We start from the raw sequence: 3254 nt of genomic DNA on the forward strand, positions 1-3254 counted from the left end.
TTTATGCGTCAGGCCGAGCCGTTGAAAAAGCCGCCAGACCGAGCTGGGTGCAACGCAAACACCGCGCTCCGCTTCCAGTCGCGCAGCCATCTCATCAAGCGTGATCGCGCCCTTGGCCTCATGCGGTCATCCCGCCCCGCAGGAACGCCAAACCCTGGAAGACCGTCACCGCCGGAGCCATTGCCCGAAACGTGGCCCTACGCGCGGCGAAATACCTCGGCCGGGCCCTCTGGCGACGATGGAGCGGATACCACCGCCGCAGTCGCGTCGAGACGAAGATGCACTGTGTGAAACTGCTGGGGCAACGCCTCATGGCACGGAACTTCGACCGCCAAGTCGCGGAACTCCAGGTCCGTATCGCCGTGCTCAACGGCTACACAGCGCTCGGCATCGCGCGGGGAACACGCTGCGAGAAGCACATGTTCTGGCTCGCCAAGGGTGATCGGCGCGGCTTTGTCGCGGTCGATTATCGTGGCGAGGTCTATGCCGTCGCCCGCTACAGTGGCGTGAAGGCAAAGGACGTGGAAGCCAAGCTCGGCGATCCGAAAGCCCTCCGCACGGTCGATGAGATCAAAGCCGAGATCGCCAGCGGCATCTCATCCAAACTGCAAGAATTCATCAAGGATGTGGAGCATGACGCGCAGCGTCGTTCGGCGCAGATCGAATTCCGCAAGGCGGAGGTTGTGCAGCGTCACCGTGAAGAGCGTCGCCAGCTAACCGAAGTCCACGAGAAGCGCTGGCAGGCCGAAACCCGTAAGCGGGCTGAACGTCTGCCGAACGGATTCTCGGGCATCTGGCATCGCCTGACAGGCCAATACGCGAAGGTCAGAGCACGAAACGAACATGAAGCGCTCGAAGCCCTGCGCCGCGACCGCTACGAAAAAGACGCCCTGGTCGTCAAACAGATCGAAGAGCGGCAAGCGCTTCAGCGCGACATCCGCGCGCAAAGAGAAGCCGCTCAGCACGAGCTGCTGCGGTTGCGCGAGGACTTGGCGCACTACATGCGCGATGATCGACACGCCCCCGATCACACGTCCACGCGCAAGCGTGAGAAGAATCGCGAAGAGGAAAGCCGCGAGCCACGCCCTCAACGCAAGCGCGGGTTCGAACCATAACGCACCACCATAGAAGGCGCTCTGACACGATACCCTATGAAGAGCGCGGCACGAAAACCTAAAAATAATTAGACACGAAAACCTAAATGTGCTACAACTCAATAACCTAATAGACGCACGACGCAAAACCCTAAGGAAAGAACGAGCAGATGGCGACACCACAAGAAAAATTGGCCGAAGCCCTGGAAGCGCTCAAAGCGCTACAGGACGGCGGCTCCGTTGCCATACGCTCCACTGATCTGTCGCGCCTACACCGTGAGCGCCTTCTGAAGAACGGCTTCCTGCAAGAGGTAATGAAGGGCTGGTACATACCTGCTCGCCCCGACGAGACGGCAGGAGAAAGCACCGCATGGTATGCCGCGTTCTGGCCGTTCTGTGCGGCATATCTCAGGACGCGCTTCAAAGACGAATGGTGCCTGTCGCCTGAGCAGTCCCTTGCGCTGCACGCAGGCAACCAGACTGTGCCGCGTCAACTCAGCGTCCGCGCACCGAAGGGCGGCAACAAGCCGACCGCTCTGCCGTTCGAGACGTCACTTTTCGACATTCGGGCAAGTCTTCCGTCTGAGCGCGACATCATCGAGAAAGACGGCCTGCGGGTCTATGCTATGCCTGCCGCACTGACGGAAGTGTCGCCTGCGTTCTTCCAGAATCATGCGGTAGACGCCCGCGCTGCGCTGGCAAGTATTAAGGATGCGTCGGAGGTTCTGGCGCTACTGCTTGAAGGCGGGCACACCACCATCGCGGGGCGACTGGCGGGAGCATTCCGCAACATCGGAAGAAACCGCATTGCCGATGACATCCTCAGCGCCATGCGCGCCGCAGGCTACGATGTGCGAGAACAAGACCCCTTCGAAACACAGCTATCAATCCAACTGCCTCGCCGAGAGGTTTCTCCCTACGCGGGGCGCATGCGACTTATGTGGGGTGACATGCGGGAACGGATCATCGAGCGCTTTCCTGAAGCGCCTGGCAAGCCGAACGACATCGATGCCTATCTCAAGCGTGTAAGCGATGCCTACGTAACGGATGCGTATCATTCGCTTTCTATCGAGGGCTATCGCGTGTCGCCTGCGCTCATCGAACGAGTGAAGAGCGGTGATTGGAATCCAGAATCCGACGAGCGGGATCGAGAACATCGGGACGCGTTGGCGGCACGCGGGTATTGGCTCGCCTATCAGGAAGTCCTGAAAAGCCTCGAAGTCGTTCTCAGGGGCGAGAACCCTGGAACCGTAGCCGACGAAGATCATGGTTCATGGTATCGCGCCCTATTCGCGCCAAGCGTAACGGCGGGCATACTGCGTCCTGCCGACTTGGCAGGGTATCGGAGCGGTTCGGTATACATTCGGCGGTCGATGCACGTTCCGCCATCGTCCGAGTCCGTGCGCGATGCCATGCCCCTGTTCTTCGAGCTACTGGCCGAAGAAACCGATCCAGCCGTGCGGGTTGTGCTCGGGCACTTCATATTTGTCTACATCCACCCCTACACCGATGGGAACGGGCGGATGGGGCGCTTCCTAATGAATATCATGCTCGGCGCGGGCGGCTATCCTTGGACAGTAGTGCCCGTCGAAAGGCGCGCCGCCTATATGGCCGCGCTCGAAGATGCAAGCGTGCGGCAAGACATCGTTCCGTTTGCCGACATTCTCGGCGACCTCGTGAAAGCGGCGATGGAAGGCAAACAGCAGGCGACACTACCGACATAATCGAGCAACGGCTTGAACAAGACTATCGCCGTCGCCTGCGCCTGAGCTTCGGCTTTTCCCGCTCCTGGCGTTCGCGCTCGTCATTCGCCGCTCGCTCTCGTTCCTCGGCGGCGCGTTTTTCGATATCTCGGTTATGACGCTCGAAGCTTTCTTGGACTGCCGCGCGCTGAATCAGATCGCGTTGGCTCTGAAGCATCTTCTCCGCAACACGCCTGACAGCTTCCAGTTCGATCTCCTCCCGCGATCTCGTCGCCCCCTGATGAAGGGCGATAAACTCTGACGGCGGGCGATGGTTCTTGGAGCGATCTTTGTCGCGGCTGTTGATTTCCGCTGAGAAGTGACCCGGTAGCCCCATAATTTTCCACTGAGAATTGACCCATGTGAACACGCTGCCCCGACGGAATCGGTCGGGGAGAGAAGGAGTGATCGACATGGG

At 59.9% G+C, this 3254-nt stretch carries 2 protein-coding genes and 1 pseudogene; 2 read left to right on the forward strand and 1 reads right to left on the reverse strand.

What is annotated here, in order from left to right; genetic code table 11:
• Positions 1-119 precede the first annotated feature (119 nt).
• Positions 120-392: pseudogene (locus QO034_RS23065) on the forward strand (transposase); the annotation flags it as partial.
• 872 nt (positions 393-1264) lie between these two features.
• Positions 1265-2818: a Fic family protein gene (locus tag QO034_RS23070; RefSeq protein ID WP_284487846.1), complete on the forward strand. Its 1554-nt coding sequence runs from the start codon at positions 1265-1267 to the stop codon at positions 2816-2818.
• A 22-nt stretch (positions 2819-2840) separates the two neighbouring features.
• Here QO034_RS23070 and QO034_RS23075 read toward each other — a convergent pair.
• Positions 2841-3254 (reverse strand): hypothetical protein (locus tag QO034_RS23075; RefSeq protein ID WP_284487847.1); only part of this gene is annotated, 414 nt, incomplete at its 5' end.

The sequence above is a fragment of the Sedimentitalea xiamensis genome (assembly GCF_030164465.1).
GTDB classification, from domain to species: domain Bacteria; phylum Pseudomonadota; class Alphaproteobacteria; order Rhodobacterales; family Rhodobacteraceae; genus Sedimentitalea; species Sedimentitalea xiamensis.